Source organism: Streptomyces sp. NPDC050617, from assembly GCF_040654795.1.
GTDB lineage: Bacteria > Actinomycetota > Actinomycetes > Streptomycetales > Streptomycetaceae > Streptomyces.
Map to the genome: position 1 here is coordinate 40761 of NZ_JBFAIS010000033.1, position 17308 is coordinate 58068.

The 17308-nt window shown below is 70.8% G+C and carries 10 protein-coding genes; 7 read left to right on the top strand and 3 right to left on the bottom strand.

The window, feature by feature from the left end; all coding sequences use genetic code 11:
* Positions 1-101: 101 nt before the first annotated feature.
* Together AB0I49_RS32610 and AB0I49_RS32615 are read right to left on the bottom strand one after the other, a co-directional pair.
* Positions 102-3755 carry a hypothetical protein gene (locus AB0I49_RS32610; protein WP_363230778.1) on the bottom strand — a complete coding sequence of 1218 codons (3654 nt, stop codon included), beginning with the start codon at positions 3753-3755 and terminating at the stop codon, positions 102-104.
* Between the two features lie 692 nt (positions 3756-4447).
* Positions 4448-5686 (bottom strand): acyltransferase family protein, encoded by a 1239-nt coding sequence (locus AB0I49_RS32615; protein ID WP_363230779.1) that lies wholly within the window; start codon positions 5684-5686, stop codon positions 4448-4450.
* 393 nt (positions 5687-6079) lie between these two features.
* Between AB0I49_RS32615 and gcvH the strand changes: the two genes are divergently transcribed.
* From gcvH to AB0I49_RS32630, 3 genes are all read left to right on the top strand, one after another.
* Positions 6080-6478 (top strand): glycine cleavage system protein GcvH, encoded by a 399-nt coding sequence (gcvH, locus tag AB0I49_RS32620; RefSeq protein WP_363230780.1) that lies wholly within the window; start codon positions 6080-6082, stop codon positions 6476-6478.
* Between the two features lie 113 nt (positions 6479-6591).
* Entirely contained in the window at positions 6592-7581 is a 990-nt protein-coding gene (sph, locus tag AB0I49_RS32625) for a sphingomyelin phosphodiesterase (RefSeq protein WP_363230781.1), read from the top strand.
* Positions 7582-7923: 342 nt separating this feature from the next.
* Complete coding sequence (locus AB0I49_RS32630) at positions 7924-8481, top strand: winged helix-turn-helix domain-containing protein (RefSeq protein WP_363230782.1); 558 nt, start codon at positions 7924-7926, stop codon at positions 8479-8481.
* Positions 8482-8555: 74 nt separating this feature from the next.
* Here the strand turns inward: AB0I49_RS32630 and AB0I49_RS32635 are convergent, their stop codons facing one another.
* Complete coding sequence (locus tag AB0I49_RS32635) at positions 8556-10922, bottom strand: MMPL family transporter (protein ID WP_363230783.1); 2367 nt, start codon at positions 10920-10922, stop codon at positions 8556-8558.
* A gap of 243 nt (positions 10923-11165) precedes the next feature.
* Between AB0I49_RS32635 and AB0I49_RS32640 the strand changes: the two genes are divergently transcribed.
* The 4 genes from AB0I49_RS32640 (at position 11166) to AB0I49_RS32655 (ending at position 17289) form a co-directional block, all read left to right on the top strand.
* The gene (locus AB0I49_RS32640; RefSeq protein WP_363230784.1) at positions 11166-12455 is read left to right on the top strand and encodes a sensor domain-containing protein; all 1290 of its coding nucleotides are present in this window, start codon (positions 11166-11168) and stop codon (positions 12453-12455) included.
* Positions 12456-12718: 263 nt separating this feature from the next.
* Positions 12719-13366, top strand: coding sequence for a response regulator transcription factor (locus AB0I49_RS32645; RefSeq protein WP_363230785.1), 648 nt, complete (start codon positions 12719-12721; stop codon positions 13364-13366).
* Positions 13367-13452: 86 nt separating this feature from the next.
* Positions 13453-16611 carry an alpha-N-acetylglucosaminidase gene (locus AB0I49_RS32650; RefSeq protein ID WP_363230786.1) on the top strand — a complete coding sequence of 1053 codons (3159 nt, stop codon included), beginning with the start codon at positions 13453-13455 and terminating at the stop codon, positions 16609-16611.
* A gap of 54 nt (positions 16612-16665) precedes the next feature.
* The gene (locus AB0I49_RS32655) at positions 16666-17289 is read left to right on the top strand and encodes a rhomboid-like protein (protein WP_363230787.1); all 624 of its coding nucleotides are present in this window, start codon (positions 16666-16668) and stop codon (positions 17287-17289) included.
* The last annotated feature ends 19 nt before the right edge of the window (positions 17290-17308 follow it).

The following is a 17308-nucleotide window of genomic DNA, read 5'->3' on the forward strand; positions in this document are numbered from 1 at the left end:
CGATCGTTGGCATTCCTGCGGACTGCTCGGACAGTTGGACACCCACCCCGGACAGTGTTGCCTGCCGCTGACAGGCCAGAAAGCGAGATCCTGCTGGAGTACTAGCGGCCGCGGCGCCCGGTTCCCTTGCCGTGGCTGGTCTGTGCTGCGACCCATGCCGTCAGCTGGTGGGGGGTCATGACAGGTACGTCCGATGTAAGGACGCGTGAGGTCATGAGGTCACGGCTGGTGACCACAACGGGGGCGACGGTCCAGCCGCGGGTATCGGCGCTGTTGGCGAACTGCTTCAAAGTGGGGGCCAGGTGGGTGCGGATCCATTGGGCTCGTCTTGCGATCTTGAATGCGGCGCATTTGTCTCCGCGCAATAGCGCGTCGGCTTCGTTGGCGAGCTCAGAGGGGTTCCGGGCCATCTCGAAGTCCTTGGCTTCTACGATGAAAATCATCCTCAGTTGAGGGTTGATGCCCATGGCGTCGATGTCACCGAGGTCATCTCCCTGGGGGGACATGAGACGGCGACCTGCGATCTTGCTCACGCTGTGGGCCGTGATCGGACAGCCCGCGATGGCCAGGGCCCTTTCGGCTTCCTCCTCGAACTCCTTGTTGTGGTCCTGCCGGATGGACCCCATGAGCTTCTTCATCGTCGCTGAGGTGGCCTTGAGCCTGCCTGAATACACCAGGTCGACCCAGTAGGAACCGGTGTTCCATACGTGCCTGGGCCCCCAGGTCAACATGTCGCCGTCCGCGCTGGCCCAGCGGACCAGAGGACGCCTCGCGTAGGACCACTCACGGTTATACCGCCAGGGCCATGCGGCGGCGCCTACGGACAGAAACTTGGCGCGTGGGCGCAGGCTGAGACGGTCGAGGAAGGCGTGAGCTCTATCGTCGGCCCATCCGAGGACGGAGCGCAGGTGTTGTTGGACACGGGCGACAGGCACAGCAAACGGTTCGTTCTCACAAGTGTCATCGCCCAGAGCGATGATCTCGCCGATGCCGTGAGCGAGTTCGGTCAGGGTGAACCCGAACTCGGCGATCATGGCTTCCTCGACCTTCGCAGAAGGCGCTGTGGCCTTGCGCGGCACCGTGGTGAGAGGGTCGTGGTCCGCTCCCGCCATGGCTGCGTGGGCTCGGGCCAATGCCAGGGCATCGGTTCCCGTTTCGTAGCGGTCGCCGCGAGAGACGCCGAGTCGGCCCGATTCCAGCAGGGACAGCTGCGCGGTGGAGAATTCGTGCCGGATGGCATCGGAGAGCGTGGCTCGGGAGATGAGTTCGGCGGCGATCGCCAAGAGTGTGTCGTAGGTGTCCAAAGTCAGGGGCTGGTCCCCTGAGGGCGGGGTAGCAGCCGAATACTCGATGAGGAATCGGCTTGCCTGAGCAGAGGCCACTCGTTGTCTGCTGTCTTTGGCGAGTTGTGTGGCGGGCCGACTGGATGTTCCGAAGCAGGCGAGTCTGGACGGCAGCACCTTGTCGTCGTGAGCCTCCGCACGGATGAGTGCCTCGTGCCGTGCCATGAGCTGGCTCATCAGTCCCTCGGGGGCCAGGTTGGCGATCACGTCCTGAATGCGCTGGAAGTAGTGCTGGACTGTCTTGTTGAGGACCTCAAGGCGCTTGCCGTCCGGGACGCTTCCCTTGGCGATGCCCTCAGCCGCGAGCCATCCGCCCAGCTCGTCCAAGACGACTGCGGAGACCGCCGGCTGCACGAGGCGGGCTGCGGGCAGCGGGCCAGGGCGCAGTAGCAGCGGATGGGCCTGCGCGTGCAGCATCTTCTTGTGACCGTAAGGAGCAATTCGTTCGACGAGGACGCCAGCCTCGAGGCAGTCGTCCTCGCGCGCGGCGGCCTCGGCCAGGGCCTGAACGATCATGCGATCGGCGCTGTTGTCCTCCAGTAGCAAGGACGGTGCGCCCGCGGCCAGCAGCTCAAGGTGAATGAGCCCTGCACTGCTCGCCTGCCATGCGATCCACGACACCTCTTCCCCAGGCCGGGTGTCCTGCCCTGCCAGAGCCCTCTGCCAGGCATCCGGGGCGTCGAAGGACACCGTAATCCGCACACGCCCCAGGTCATCGGCCAGTGCGCGCAGCCCGTCTGGCGCCACGAGCGAGAACTGCCAGACCCAGTAGGCGACGGCTTCAACAACCATGTCCTGGAAGGGTTCCAGCCCCTCGGCCCTGTCCCGGCCGGGCTCCACCCAGACGTGAAGGCCGGCGGCCTCCACAAGCAGTTCGTCTTCCGGAACGCTGGGGTGCGTGCGGTAGATCGGAGCGGTGTCCACGCCGTAGAGGGCGACAACCGGGACGAGGGCCGGGCGGTGAGGGCTGGCCACCACACGGTGGTCACAACGCCGGTGGGCCTCGGCTCGCAATGCCTGGCTGAAGTCGGAGTTGACCATGACGGCGTTCGGCCTGCCCTCGTCCGACAGGTAGTAGCTGTACTCGTGGTCGCGGTACAAGCCGTAGTTGTCGAGGATGCTGAAGGATTGCACCATGGCGTCAGCGTGCAGTTTCTCGTCCGCCTGGGCGAAGCGCCACAGGAACAGCGGGTCCGTGCCATCCAGTTCCGCCATGACACGGAGGTCGTCAACGGTGGTGACGAGACGAGGACCCACACGTGACGACTTTCGAAGACCAAAGACCGAAGATCGGCCCAGGCCTTGGTTGATGACGAGCCGCAGGCACTGCGCATCATCCTGCAGGGCATCCACGGGCGTGTCGAGCAGCTCGTGCAGCCGCTGCACAAGTCCAGCCGCGTCCCAGTATCCGAAGGGATCCTGGGCGTCGTAGTCGGAGAGATCATCGGTCATGACCGCCAGGTCGAGGAGCTTGTCGTCGGCGAACGTGAACTGGCGACGGCTGATCTTAGGATCTTCAGCGACCGGTGCTGCCGGTCGCAGCGGCGTGGCTCCGCAGCCCATCAGGATCTCAGTGGCTTCTTGGAAGACGCATTCACGTACGAGCCGGGCCAACTGCGGGCAGCAGTCATGACCTGCGGCGACGATGAGGAGATGGTGGCGCAGGGCTGTGGCCAGCTCCCCCGGATTCGCGATGATCACGGTGGGGCCAGTGGCCAGCAGCGGGGTGAGGATCATCCCGTCGTCAGGACCGAGTTCCGTTGTGAGAACGTGCGCGCCCGGCCGCGCACTGAGGCTATCCAGGGCCTGCAACGCCTGCGGTGGCGCGATCGCGGACAAGGCGGCCTCGTCGAAGGTGACGGCCTCGCGTAGTGCGCTCAGTTGCCGCTCTCCCGGTACGAAGACCTCCTCCCTGGTCGCTGCGGGCGAGATGACACCACGAGCGAGCCCGGCGCGGAGAAGCATCGAGTGGCTCAGGCGCAGCACTACCTGGACCAGTTGGCGTGCCTCGCTCCGGTAGGCGGACGGTAGCGCCTCGCCCTGTGCTCCGAAGATGCTTCGCAGGATCAGGCTGAGCGTGTATGCCGATCTTTCTGTCAGGCCCTGAGCGAGCAGGTAAGGCCCACCATGGAACGGGACTTCTGCCGTGTACAGGTCGTTGTAGGGATCTTCCTGGGACCGGACCGCCGGGCTGCTGATCACAGGATCCTTCAACAGTGACCGAAGCCTGCTCGGTGACAGGCGTGGAGCCTCAGGACGGCTTGGCAGACAGGCGCCGACAGCCGCGAGCCGCTGCAACCGGACCAGGCAGGGAACGTTTTCGGGGATTAGCTGCAACGCGGCAGCCGACCGCACCAGGGACGGGCCGTCCACCGCATTCCACGGCTTCTTGTCAGCAACGACCTCTGCCACACCCGCTCCCCTTCTCCGGTGTGCCCAGCACCCCTGCTGCCAGCACGGCACACGAATGACGTGAGCTGACGTTACTGGCCTCCACTGACAGAGGGCGCCTGCCAGCTGCGGACCTGCCGGATTCTGACTGCTTAGCGGTCTCCCGGCAGTCCTCCGACCAAGCTGGCTCCCGGACATCCCCCATCGGCACCATTTCCCGGAAGTATGGGCCGACGCTGTGGGCCGGGATGCCGTACACCGCGTCCCGGTGGCTGACGTGGAGGCGAGGCCGTCGCGCGAGGCAGTCGCGGGACGCTGATGGCCAGTTGGTGCGGGATAGCGTCCGCGTCCCTATGCGCGCCCTTGGTGGGAAGCAAGGGCGTCGCTCCGTCAAGTTCCGCACAGGGCGGGACCTTCTTGCTCAGCTGCGTCGACCCACGGTCTTGTATCCCCACGCCCCGCGTCACGAACGCGCTGTCGCATCGGGGCTCTACTCGTCGGTTCCCAAGGCAGACGCTGCGTAGCGGCGGTCTGCCTACACAGTCGAGTGCACCCGTTGTGCACCGCACCGCCTCAACAGACACCATTTGCCCTGGCCACAGACCTGCCGTAGCTGTACTTCGACCTCTGAGTCACGGACTCCGCCCGAGGCCGCCATCCCGTTCCGGGATGGCGGCCTTTGCCGTGGGTCTTCGGCCGGGCGCTTCTCGTTCTCAGACCAGCCCCAGAGCGAAAGCCGAGAAGCCGACGGCCAGGGCTCCGGCGAGAATGCGGGGGCCTCGGGATAGGGCGGTCCACGGGGGTTCGAGGTGGCGGGTGGGGTGGGCGAGGGTGATGAGGAGGAGGGCGAAGAGGGGGAGCCAGGGGAGGCGGGTCAGCATCCAGGTCGGGGAGTCCGGGGCTGTGGTGAGGCCGGTTATCGGGCCCAGGACGGCGGCGGGGATCGCGGCGGCGAGCATGGCCGTCTGGTGCCAGCACAGGCTGGTCATCGCCGAGGCGTTGACCGCCGATACCGGGGCCCACAGCGCCGGCCTGCGCATCAGGGCCGCTATGCGGTCGCGGAGCAGGATCGCCGCTCCGCACTGCGCCGCCGCCAGGGCGATCACCAGGAGGGACGGCGGGTGGGAGTTCGTACGGTCCTGGCCCGGCACGCCGACCATGCTCATCGGGTAGTGGAAGACCAGCAGCAGCAGCGCGAACAGTGTCGCCCCGCCCGCGCACAGCAGCCAGGCCCCCGGCCTGCCGAGGCGCTTCTCACCCCAGGAGACGCCCAGTTGGTAGCCGAAGAGCCAGCCGGGGAAGAGGCTGATGAGGCCCACCCACTCGGGTATGGACGCGGCGTACGGGCCGTAGCGCAGGAAGTCCACCACGGCCACGGTCAGCACCAGTGGCGCCGCCGCCCAGCCGCCGAGTCGTCGGGTCGCCGCCACGCAGTACGGCGTCAGCGCCGTGACCACCGCGTATACCAGGACGAACCACAGGGGCTGTACGACCAGGGTGGCGGCGGTGCGCAGGGTCGTTTCGGGGACCCCCAGCACGTACAGCAGCGGGGCGAGCAGCGCCCAGACCGCCGTGACGCCCACGGCCGGCCGCAGCAGGCGGACCAGGCGGCCGCGTATCCAGCGGCTGCGCGTCTCGCCCCGCGCGGCCGAGCGCCGGTAGGACAGCACCGAGGCGTAGCCGCCGACCAGGAAGAAGATGCCCAGCATCTGGAGCACCCAGGTGATGGGGGCCAGCGGGGCGTAGGACGACAGCGGGCTGGCGTTGTGCAGCGCGCCGTTCCCGTCCAGGCTCAGCCCGCCGACCAGCCAGTGGCCGGTGGGCACCGCCAGCAGCGCCAGTGCCCGCAGCGCGTCTATCGCCCTGTCCCGTTGCGGGGCCGGCGATGTCCGCGGGGCCGGCGCGGCCGTGGCCTGGATGTTCTCTACGCGCTGTTCGTAGGCGACGCTCATGCTCGCGCTCCGTCACAGTCCGGTTTTCTCTCGGGAAACGGCATGACGGGTCCTTTGCTCGGCCGGCGGCGTGATGATGGAGTGCCTCAATGCTCTGCCGGATCGCCGCGCAGGTCAGTGAGGGCAGGGCCCCAACCCCTTGGGGGTGGACCGGTGTTGTCCGGCGGGGGGCTGTCGCCCTCGGAGCGGGGGGATAACCCCACCAGTCCTCCCGGCGGCGCCGCCGCGTGGCCAGCCGCGGCTCCTTGACGCGGCCCCGGGCCGCGCGCGCTCTTGGCGGGTACGGCGCGCGGTGGCACCGTCGAGCAGAGCAGGTCTCACGCACGCCGTGTACATCCCGCACGCCCCACACGCGCGATCCGTCGCAGGCTCCGCCTAGGAGGCACGTACGTCATGGCGAACATCCCCGAGGACCTCTCGTACACCAGGGACCACGAGTGGCTGCGGATCAAGGGCGACCAGGCGACCGTCGGCATCACCGACTTCGCTCAGCGGCAGCTGGGCAGCATCGTCTACGTCGAACTTCCCAAGCCGGGCGAGCGGTTCGAGGCGTCCGAGCCATTCGGGTCGGTGGAGTCGGTCAAGGCCGTCACCGAGATCTATATGCCGGTGACCGGCGCCGTCATCGCGGTCAACGAGACCACCAACGACAGCCCGGAGCAGATGAACGACGATCCGTACGGCGAGGGCTGGGTCATCTACATCCAAGTGCCTTCCCCCGGCGCCTACAGCGGTCTGCTCAGCGCGGAGGAGTACGCGGGCTACCTCGCCCAGGAGGAGGGCGGCGCGTAGGAGCGGAACCGGACGGCGTGTGTACAGGCGCCGTCCTTCCGAGGGATACCCGGTCGTAACTGCCCCTGCTTTGATGTACGGCGGCTCGTCCCCCACCCACCCAGGGAGTCCCAGTGCCGCCCAGGAAGCTCACCCGGCTCGCGGTCCTCGTGCCCGCCCTCGCCGCTGCCGCCCTCACCGCCGCCCCGCAGGCGGTCGCGGGCCCGGCCGCCGCCCCTGCCGCCGCGCCCTCGCTCAGAGTGCTCACGTACAACACGTTTCTCATGAGTCAGTCCCTTTACCCCAATTGGGGCCAGGAGCACCGCGCCAAAGCCATCCCCGCCGCCGGCTTCTTCCAGGGCAACGACGTCGTCGTGCTCCAGGAGGCATTCGACAACTCCGCCTCCGACGCGCTCAAGCGCGGTGCCTCGGGCCAGTACCCGTACCAGACGCCCGTCGTCGGCCGGAGCAGGAGCGGCTGGGACGCCACCGGCGGCAGCTACTCCGCCACCACGCCGGAGGACGGCGGCGTCACCGTGCTCAGCAAGTGGCCGATCGTCCGCAAGGAGCAGTTCGTGTACAAGGACGCCTGCGGCTCCGACTGGTGGTCCAACAAGGGCTTTGCCTATGCCGAGTTGAACGTGAACGGCGCCAGGGTGCACATCGTCGGCACGCACACCCAGTCCACCGACTCCGGGTGCGGGGCGGGCGAGGCGGTCGCCGACCGCGCGGCGCAGTTCCGGCAGATCGCCGCCTTCCTCGACGCCAAGCACATTCCGGCCGACGAGGAGGTACTGGTCGCGGGCGACATGAACGTCGACTCCCACGGCCCGGAGTACCCGTCGATGCTCGCGAACGCCGGCCTCGCGCCCGCCGACGCCCGCACCGGCCACCCGTACTCCTTCGACACCAAGGAGAACTCGATCGCGGCCTACCGCTACCCCACCGACCCCCGCGAGGACCTCGACTACGTGCTGCACCGCAAGGGGCACGCGCGGCCCGGCGGCTGGCGGAACACGGTCGTCAAGGAGACATCCGCGCCCTGGACGGTGAGCAGTTGGGGCAAGGAGTACACCTACACCAACCTCTCCGATCACTATCCGCTGGTCGCCCACGGCGGATAGCCGGCGCGTGGCCGCACCGGGCGGCCGGGGGCCCGCCGCTCGCGGGCGGCCCCGGCAACCCGGCCGCCGAGACTGCTGCTCAAGCGGCCCGCATGCTTCAATGGGGGCATGGCCAGCCTTGAGAAGAACACCGCGACAGGTCGCAGCGACCTTGAGCCGTTCTGGCCGTCACGCCAGCATCACGATTACGACCGAGTGTGTTGCCGCGCGATCCCCGCGCAGGCCCGCTCCCCCCGCTGACGCCCGCAGTCGACGTCAGCCCGCCGGTCGCCAGTACCGGCCAATGGCCAGCGCGCACGTAACGCCCCTCGACGGCATCTCGCGCGAAAGAGCTGAGTCCCCATGACGAATCTCCGTACTCTGCCCCCCTCCCCCGCCGGCCCCGCCGTCGGCGGCCCCCCGCACCGCCACCGGCTCCGGGCCGTCGCACCCGACGAGGTGCCGCCGGTCGCCGAACTGCTGCACTCCGGTGCCACGTGGCTGCCCGCTCCCCCGCACACGCTGCCCTCCCTGCCGGGCCAGCCGCCGATGGTCGGCTATCTGGTGCTCGTACCGGCGGAGCGGCAGCCCGCCCTGTCCGGCGAGGCCGCTTCGCCCCCGGCCGGGGGCGACGAGCTGGTGCGCATCGACCCCGAGCAGCGCACCGCGCACGTCGCCGGACGCCTCCTCGACCTCACCTATCTGGAGTTCGAACTGCTCGCCCACCTCGTCGCGCACCCGCAGCGCGTCCACACCCGCGATCAGCTGGTGACCACGGTCTGGGGGTACGGGCACGTGGGCGACGGCCGGACCGTCGACGTCCACGTCGCCCGGCTGCGCCGCAAGATGGGCGCGGAGCACCGGGGGTCGATCGTGACCGTGCGGCGGGTCGGCTATAAGTACGTGCCGCCGCTGATCTGACCAAGCCGGCTGTCTGGCGGGGCGGGCGGCCGCACCCCCGTGTCGGCCGCCCGCCCCGCGCTCCCCGCCCCGGCTCAGCGGGGACCGGCCGCCACCGGCGGTACGGCCCCGGCCGAGGCCGTGGTCGAGGGCGCGGGCAGCGGCGCGGCCTCCGGCTCCCCTCCGTGCTCAAAGTCCGGAAGGCGGCGGAGCCAGCGCGGCAGGTACCAGTTGCGCTCGCCGAGCAGCGCCATGACCGAGGGCAGCAGCACCATCCGGACGACTGTGGCGTCCAGCAGCACGGCGACCGCGAGGCCGATGCCCATCTGCTTCATGTCCTGCATGGACAGCGTTCCGAAGACCGCGAACACGGCGACCATGATGGCGGCGGCCCCCGTCACCGCGCCCGCTGTGGCCCGTACTCCTTCGCTGATCGCGTTCCTCGTGGTACGGCCGCTGGCGCGGGCCTCACGGATGCGCGAGACGACGAAGACGTGGTAGTCCATCGACAGGCCGAACAGGACGACGAGGACGAACAGCGGCATCCAGCCCTCGATCGCGCCGACCGCCTCCGTGCCGATCAGTCCCGCGCCCCAGCCGTGCTGGAAGACGGCGACCATCACGCCGTAGGCGGCCGCCACCGAGAGCAGGTTGAGCACGATGGACACCACCGCGATCGGCAGCGAGCGGAAGGAGACGAGCATCAGCAGGAAGGTCACGCCGACGATGAAGAGGAAGACCGGCACGATGCCACTGGCCAGTTGGTCGTTGAAGTCCACGGAGGAGGCCAGCTCACCGGTGACGTAAGCGTGCTGCGAGACGGGGGCGAGCGTGTGCGGGATCAGCTCGTCGCGCAGCGTGGAGAGCGCGTGCTTGGAGCGCTTGTCCGTGCCGTCCCCGGCCAGCGGCACCTCGATCTCGACGAGGTTCGCACGCCGGTGCGGGGTGACGGTGATGTCCTTGCCGTACTCACCCGTGGCGGCGGCCTGCCGCTTGAACTCCTGGACCGCGTCCGTGAAGCGCGCGAAGGTGATGTCGTCGGCCGTCACGACGACGCGCGCCGGGTCGGGGCCGCCCAGGAAGGTGGTGGTGATCTGCTCGTACGAGGTGCGCAACGGGGCGCCGGCGGGCATCTGCTTGTCCAGGCCGAGCTGTTCGGTCTTCATGCCGAGCGCGGGCGCGGCCAGTACGAGCAGTACGGCGGCGGCGCCGATCGCCATCAGCTTCGGCCGCTTGAGCACGGGCCCCAGGACGGCGCCGGAGACCCGGCCGCCGCTCCGTGCGGAGCGCCGGCCGCGACTGAGGAAGGGCACCTTGCCCTTGTCGACGCGGTCGCCGAGCCAGGAGAGCAGTGCGGGCAGCACGGTCACGGAGCCGAGCATCGCTATGAAAACGACGAGGATGGTGGCGAGCGCGAACCCCTCGAAGAGCATCAGCCCGGACAGGAACATGCCCGCCATCGCGACCATCACGGTCAGCCCGGAGACCAGCACGGCCCGGCCGCTGGTGGCGGCGGCGATGCGCAGCGCGGTCTCGGCGTCCCGGCCGGCGGCCCGTTCGTCGCGCTCGCGCCGCAGGTAGAAGAGGCAGTAGTCGACGCCGACGGCAAGGCCCATCAGCAGCATCACGGAGTTGGTGGTTTCGAAGATGTGCAGTTTGTGACTGGCCAGCGCCAGCAGGCCGTTGGCGGCGATGAAGGCGGTCAGGGCCAGGCCGACCGGCAGCAGGGCGGCGACCAGCGCGCCGAAGGCGACGAGCAGGATGCCCAGCGCGAGCGGTACGGCCGTCCACTCGGCCTTGGCGAAGTCGTCGCCGAGCATGTCGCTCAACCACTTGCCGCCGCTGGCCTCACCGTACTGGTAGACCTTGACATCGCTGTGGGCGGCCTTGGCCTTGTCGACGGCGTCCAGCACCGGCTGGACCCGGTCGGGGGCGGTCTTGGCGTCGCCCTTCATCTCGAAGCGCACGAGCCCGGACTTGCCGTCGGCGGAGGGCAGCGGGGCCGCCACGCCGGTGACCTCGCCGGTCCCCTCGATCACGTGGGCCAGGTCGCGGGCCGCGGCGCGCCAGCCGTCGGGGGCGGCGCTGGTGACCATCACCGATTCGGCGGCCGGGTGGGTGATGCCGGCGTCGTCGAGGATCTTGGCGGCGCGGGCCGAGTCGCCCGCGCCCTGTTCGGACGCGGACATCTCGGAGGTACCGACCATCCCGCCGACCGCGGAGGCCAGTACGACGAAGAGCAGCCAGCCGAAGATGGCGGTCCTGCGGTGGCGGGTGCTCCAGACGCCGAGCCGGGCCGCGAGGTTCCGCTTCGCTCCGCCCGGGCCCGCTTCATCCCGGCCCGCTCCATACCGGCCACCGGCGCCCCGGCCCGTCCCATCACGGTTCATGGCGTCCCGGTCCGCGGCGTCCCCGCCCCCCGCGCCCCATCTCCCGCTGTTCCGCTTCATCGCGTTCGTCACGATCCGCCCCCGGCATCCGTACGGCTGAGCCCCGAATAAGTCATGGCTCGAACGTAGAAATCCGCAGGCCGCCGACCCAGCCGCTGAGCACCCCGATCACGGGGGCGAATAACGAGGTCAGAGGGGTGTCGCTAGGTACACCATCGCTCGGGTGCCGAGCCCAGTGACCGATAATGGGCCGATAAGCAGACTGGAGCCGTGCCCGATCGCCGGGCGACAGGGAAGAGCGCAGGGAGAATACAGATGAGGGTCCGCAGCGCACTGCTGGCCGCTGCACGGGGGCTGTACCTGTCCGTCGTCGGCATGGCCGGATCGATCATTATCTTCACGCTCACGATCGTCTCGATCGCCTTCATCCCGCTGGGCCTGGGCGTCTTCACCACGCCCGCCATGATCAAGGCGATGCGCGGATTCGCCGATATACGGCGGGTCCACGCCTACAACTGGTCGGGGGTGCACATCCCCCGGCCGTACCGGCCGCTGCCCCAGGGCTCCGGCGGCGTGATCGGGCAGATGGAGCAGTGCAAGGCGCTGCTCAAGGACCCGGCCACCTGGCGTGACATCTCCTGGCTGCTCGTGGACGCGACGGCCGGCTTCTTCCTGGCGCTGCTGCCGCTCGTCCTCGTCGGGTACGCGCTGTGGGGCCCGGTGCTGGCCTTCGGCGTCTGGCGGCCGATCGTGCACGCGGGCGGCAACGAGTGGTTCGCGTTCATCCACATCACCGGCCAGACCAGCGCCAACCTGGCCGCCGGACTCGGCGTCTGCCTCGGCGTCCTGAGCCTGTTCGTCAACCCGGCGCTGCTGCGCGCCCACTTCACGCTCGCCATGTCGCTGCTCGCGCCGACCGACGCGGCCGCCCGCGAGCGGGCGCTCGCCCAGCGCGTCGACCGGCTGACGGAGACCCGCCACGACGCGGTGGACACCTCCGCCGCCGAGCTGCGCCGCATCGAGCGCGATCTGCACGACGGGGCCCAGGCCCGGATCGTCGCCATGGGCATGAGCCTGGGCACCATCGAGGCGCTCATCGAGAAGGACCCGGAGCAGGCCAAGAAGCTGCTGGCGGCGGCCCGCGCCGACTCCGCCGACGCCCTGACCGAGCTGCGCGACCTGGTTCGCGGCATCCACCCGCCGGTGCTGGCCGAGCGCGGTCTCGGCGACGCCGTACGGGCCCTGGCGCTGCGCATGGCGCTGCCGGTCGAGGTGGACGTCGAGCTACCCGGCCGGGCCGAGGAGCCCGTCGAGTCGGCCGCGTATTTCGCGATCAGCGAGGTCCTCACCAACGCCGCCAAGCACTCGGGCGCCGAGCAGGTCTGGCTGGACATCCACCACGACCAGGGCATGCTGCGCATCAGCGTCACCGACAACGGCCGCGGCGGCGCGAGTACCGCGGGCGGTTCCGGCCTCGTCGGCGTCGAGCGGCGGCTCGGTACGTTCGATGGTGTGCTGGCCGTGAGCAGCCCGGTGGGCGGGCCCACGATGGTCACGATGGAGATCCCGTGCTCCCTGGGCGCCGCCCCGGCCCGCGGCAGGTGACCGCCCACGGCAGATGAGAGCACCACCGCGAGAGCGCCCTCGGTCCGACCGGGGGCGCTCTGCTCTGTCCTGCTCCGCCATGCCCCGCCTACGGGTTCTGCCCTGCCTACGGGCTCTCCCCGGCCCCCCTCCGCCGCGCCGATGAGAACATAAGCTCGCGGGGCCCGCCCCCGCATGGCCCGTCCAGCGTCGGCGCGGTCCGCCGATCGGCCGCCGAACCGGCCGCCGGCCGGCCCCGTCGCCCTCCCGACCATGGAGATTCCGTGCGCGTTGTCCTAGCCGAAGACCTCTTCCTCCTCCGGGACGGCCTGGTCCGGATGTTGGAGGCGTACGACTTCGAGATCGCCGCCGCCGTCGAGAGCGGACCCGAGCTCACCCGCGCGCTGGCCGAGCTGAAGCCGGACGTCGCGGTCGTGGACGTCCGGCTGCCGCCGTCCTTCACCGACGAGGGGCTCCAGTGCGCGCTGGCGGCCCGGCGGGCCACCCCCGGCCTGCCCGTGCTGGTGCTGTCGCAGCACGTGGAGCAGTTGTACGCGCGCGAGCTGCTCGCCGACGGCAGCGGCGGCGTCGGCTATCTGCTCAAGGACCGGGTCTTCGACGCGGAGCAGTTCGTGGACGCCGTACGGCGGGTGGCCTCCGGTGGTACGGCGATGGACCCGCAAGTGATCTCTCAGCTGCTGTCCCGGCGGTCCCAGGACAAGCCGATGACCAAGCTGACGCCCCGTGAGCGCGACGTGATGGAACTGATGGCGCAGGGGCGCTCCAACGCGGCGATCGCCGCCCACCTGGTCGTTACCGAGCGTGCGGTCGCAAAGCACACGTCGAACATCTTCGGGAAGCTCGACCTGCCGCCCTCCGACGACGACAACCGCCGCGTCCTGGCAGTCCTCGCCTACCTCGATCGCGGCTGAAGCGCCTCATTGCCCCCGTGTGCGACGGCGGTTAACGTGCGCTGCGCAAGCGTCCATTGTTGCCGCTGCACACAGGGAGCGTTGCCATGACCGACCTGTCCAGCCTGCCCGGACTGTCCGGACCTTCCAGACGCACGCTGCTGGGGACCGCCGGCGCGCTCGGCGCCGGAGCCGCCCTCGGCGGCGTCACCCCCGCCGCGGCCGCGGACGGCGCCTCCGGCAGAACCGCGACCGCGACCCCGTTCACCACCGCCCCGGCGCGAGCAGCGCTGGGGCGGCTGCTTCCCCGGCACGCGGACCAGTTCCGGCTCGTCCCGCTGCACGGCGGGGAAGAGCGCTTCGAGGTGTCCGGCCGGGCGGGGGACGTGGAGGTGGCCGGGACCAGCCCGGCGGTGCAGCTGACCGGCGTGCACTGGTACCTGAAGTACGTCTGCGGGGCCCATCTCGCCTGGAACGGCAGCCAGCTGGACCTCCCCCGCCGGCTGCCCGCGCCGGGCCGCCCGTTGGAAAGATCCACGTCGTTGGCGCACCGCTTCGCGCTCAACGACACCAACGACGGCTACACCGCCCCGTACGCCGACTGGGCGTTCTGGGAGCGGCGCATCGACCTCCTCGCGCTGCACGGCTGCAATGAGGTGCTGGTGATCGCCGGGCACGACGAGGTCTACCACCGCGTGCTGATGGACTTCGGCTACAGCGACGCCGAGGCCCGCGCCTGGCTGCCGGCCCCCTCCCACCAGCCGTGGTGGCTGCTGCAGAACCTCAGCTCGTACGGCGGCCCACTCACCCATGAGCTGCTGGCGAAACGTTCCGAGCTGGGCCGGCGGATCGCGGACCGGCTCCGGGAGCTGGGCATGCACCCCGTGCTCCCCGGCTACTACGGGACCGTGCCGGACGGCTTCGTCGCCCGCAACCCCGGCGCGCGCGTCGTCCCGCAGGGCGAGTGGCACGGCTTCAAGCGCCCCGACTGGCTCGACCCCCGCACAGCCGTCTTCGGCGACGTCGCCGCCTCCTTCTACCGGCACCAGCGCGACATCCTCGGCGCGGCCGAGCACTTCAAGATGGACCTGCTGCACGAGGGCGGCACCGCGGGCGACGTGCCTGTCGGCCCCGCGGCGCAGGGCGTCGAACGGGGGCTGCGCACCGCGCACCCGGACGGCGTCTGGACGATCCTGGGCTGGGAGAACAACCCGCTGCCCGAACTGATCGCGGCGGTCGACAAGTCGAAGATGGTGATCTTCGACGGGATCTCCGACCGCACCACGGCCGAGCCGGACCGCGAGAAGGACTGGGCCGGGACCCCGTACTGCTTCGGCACCATCCCCAACTACGGCGGCCGCACCACGCTCGGCGCCAAGACCCACGCCTGGAACGACCGGTTCTTCCGGTGGCGCGACAAGTCGAACAGCGCGCTGGCGGGCACCGCGTACATGCCGGAGGCCACCGACCGCGACCCGGCGGCCTTCGAGCTCTTCTCCGAACTGGCCTGGCGCGAGCGGCCCGTGGACCGCGCCGAATGGTTCGCCGACTACGGCGAGTTCCGGTACGGGGAGCGGGACCGCGGCGCGCGCGCCGCCTGGGCCGCGCTGCGCGACACCGCCTACCAGCAGCACGCGCCCGAGCGCAGCGACCCGCACGACTCCCTCTTCGCCGCCCGCCCCGACCTCGACGCCAACCGCGCCGCCGAGTACGCGCCCCGCGACCTGTCCTACGACCCGGCGCGCTTCGACGCGGCACTGGCGGGGCTGCTGGACGTCGACGACGAGCTGCGCGGCAGCGACGCGTACAAGGCCGACCTGGTCGACGTCGCCCGGCAGGCCGTCGCCCACCGCAGCCGCCAGCTGCTGCCGCAGCTGAAGACCGCGTACGTGCGCAAGGACCTGTCGGCCTTCCGCGCGCTGTCGGCGCTGTGGCTGAAGCTGATGCGGCTGGCCGACGACATCGCGGGCGCGCACCGCGCGTTCCTGCTCGGGCCGTGGAACGAGGCGGCGCGGGCCATGGGGTCGAGCGCGGCCGAGTCCGCGGAGCTGGAGCGCACGGCCCGCGTGCTGATCACCGTCTGGGGCGACCGGGCCACCTCCGACCCCGGCAAGCTGCACGAGTACGGCAACCGCGACTGGAACGGCCTGATGGCCGACTTCTACCTGCCGCGCTGGGCGAAGTGGCTCGGGGAGCTGGAGGACGCGCTGCGCGAGGGGCGCGCGCCGCGGCCGGTGGACTGGTTCGCCTTCGAGGAGCCGTGGACGCGCGAACGCAAGCGGTACCCGCTGCGGCCGGTCTCCGACGCCTACCGCACGGCGCGCCGTGTCCGGGACACCCTGGCCGCCGCCCCGTACCAGGGCACGCTCTCCGCGAGTGCCGACCCGGCCGCCGTGCCGCCCGGCGGCCGCGCGACGCTCACCGGCGCGCTGCGCAACGTCAACGGCCTGCGCCCCACCGGCCGCGTCGACTTCGAGCTGGCCGGCCTCGACGCCGCCGCGCAGGGCCCGACCTCGCTGCCGTCCATCGCGCCGGGCGGCACGGGCACGGCCCGCTGGCGCGTCACGGCCCCGGCCGGCCCCCTCGACCGGCCGCTGAAGCCCCTGCCGTACGAGCTGACGGCGCGGTACGGGCCGCGGGGCGAGGAGCGGGTGACGGCCGTCCAGCCCGGCACGCTCTACGCGGCGGGCCCGCTGGAGGCGGGCTGGAAGACGGTCACCAACAACGCCGCGGTCTTCGGGCAGCTCGGCGACCGCTTCGCGATCGAGGGCGGCGGCAGGGACCTGTGGAAGGGCACCGCGGAGTTCGGCGCGGTCTACCGCGAGGGCGCGCTCACCGCCGGCCGCTCGGCCACAGTCCGGGTGGACAGCCAGGCGAACACGAACCCCTGGGCCCGTACGGGCATCATCGTCCGCAACTCCCTGGCCTCCACGGCTCCTCCGGGGTCCGCGGGCTTCGTGAACCTGGCGGCCACGCCGGAGCAGGGCGTGGTCCTCTCCTACGACACCAACGGCGACGGCACCGTCGACACCTACCGGCGCATCACGGGGCTCAAGGCCCCGGTGCTGCTGCGCCTGACGCGGACCGCCTCCGGCGCGTACACCGCCCAGTGCTCGACGGACGGCGGCGCGACCTGGCGGACGGTGGCGACGGTCTCCGTGCCGGGCGCTGCGGCGGTGCAGGACGTGGGGCTGTTCATGACGGCGGGCAACGAAGGGAGCGGGAAGCGGGGGCTGGCGGAGTTCAGCGGGTGGGCCCTGGCGTAGGCGCACCGGCACAGCGGCTGGTGTCCGGTGCCCGATACCGCTGATCATGGGCGGATGTTCACCGCACTCTCCCGGATGCCCCGGCTCGCCCCCGCGTACGTAGGGGGCGTGCAGCTCGGCGCGTACGCCCTGCGCCGTGTCGCGCCCGCCGCCCGGCGGCGGCTGCTGCGCGGCTGCTCGACCAACGTCGACAATCTGCGCCGCGGCCGCTGGGACACGCTCGCCGCCAGCGCCGTGCTCGTCGAGGAGCCGATGGAGCTCCCGTACGCGCTGCTGCTCCTGGCTGTCCTCGGCCACGCCGAGTACGCGCACGGCGCGTGGCGAGCGGCGGGCGTGTTCGCGTACGGGCACGCCGGCGCGAGCCTGCTGGTGTACGCCGGGCTGCGCGCCGCCCCCGGCACGGACCCGCGCACGCGCTCGGCGATCGACGTCGGCCCCAGCTACGGGTTCAACGCCGTCGTCGGCGCGCTCGCGCGGACGCTGCCGCGCGGCCCGGCGCGTACGGCCGCGACCGGGGCCCTCCTCGCACTCGGCGTGCGCCCTCTCCTGTGCGGGGAGCGGACGTTCACCGACGCCGGGCACCTCGTCGCGCTCGTGCTCGGGCTCACGCTCCCCATCAGCCACGATCGGCGGAACAAACGCTTCCGGGAGGCCGGACCCCACGAACGGGTGCGGTGACCATCCCACCATTCACTCG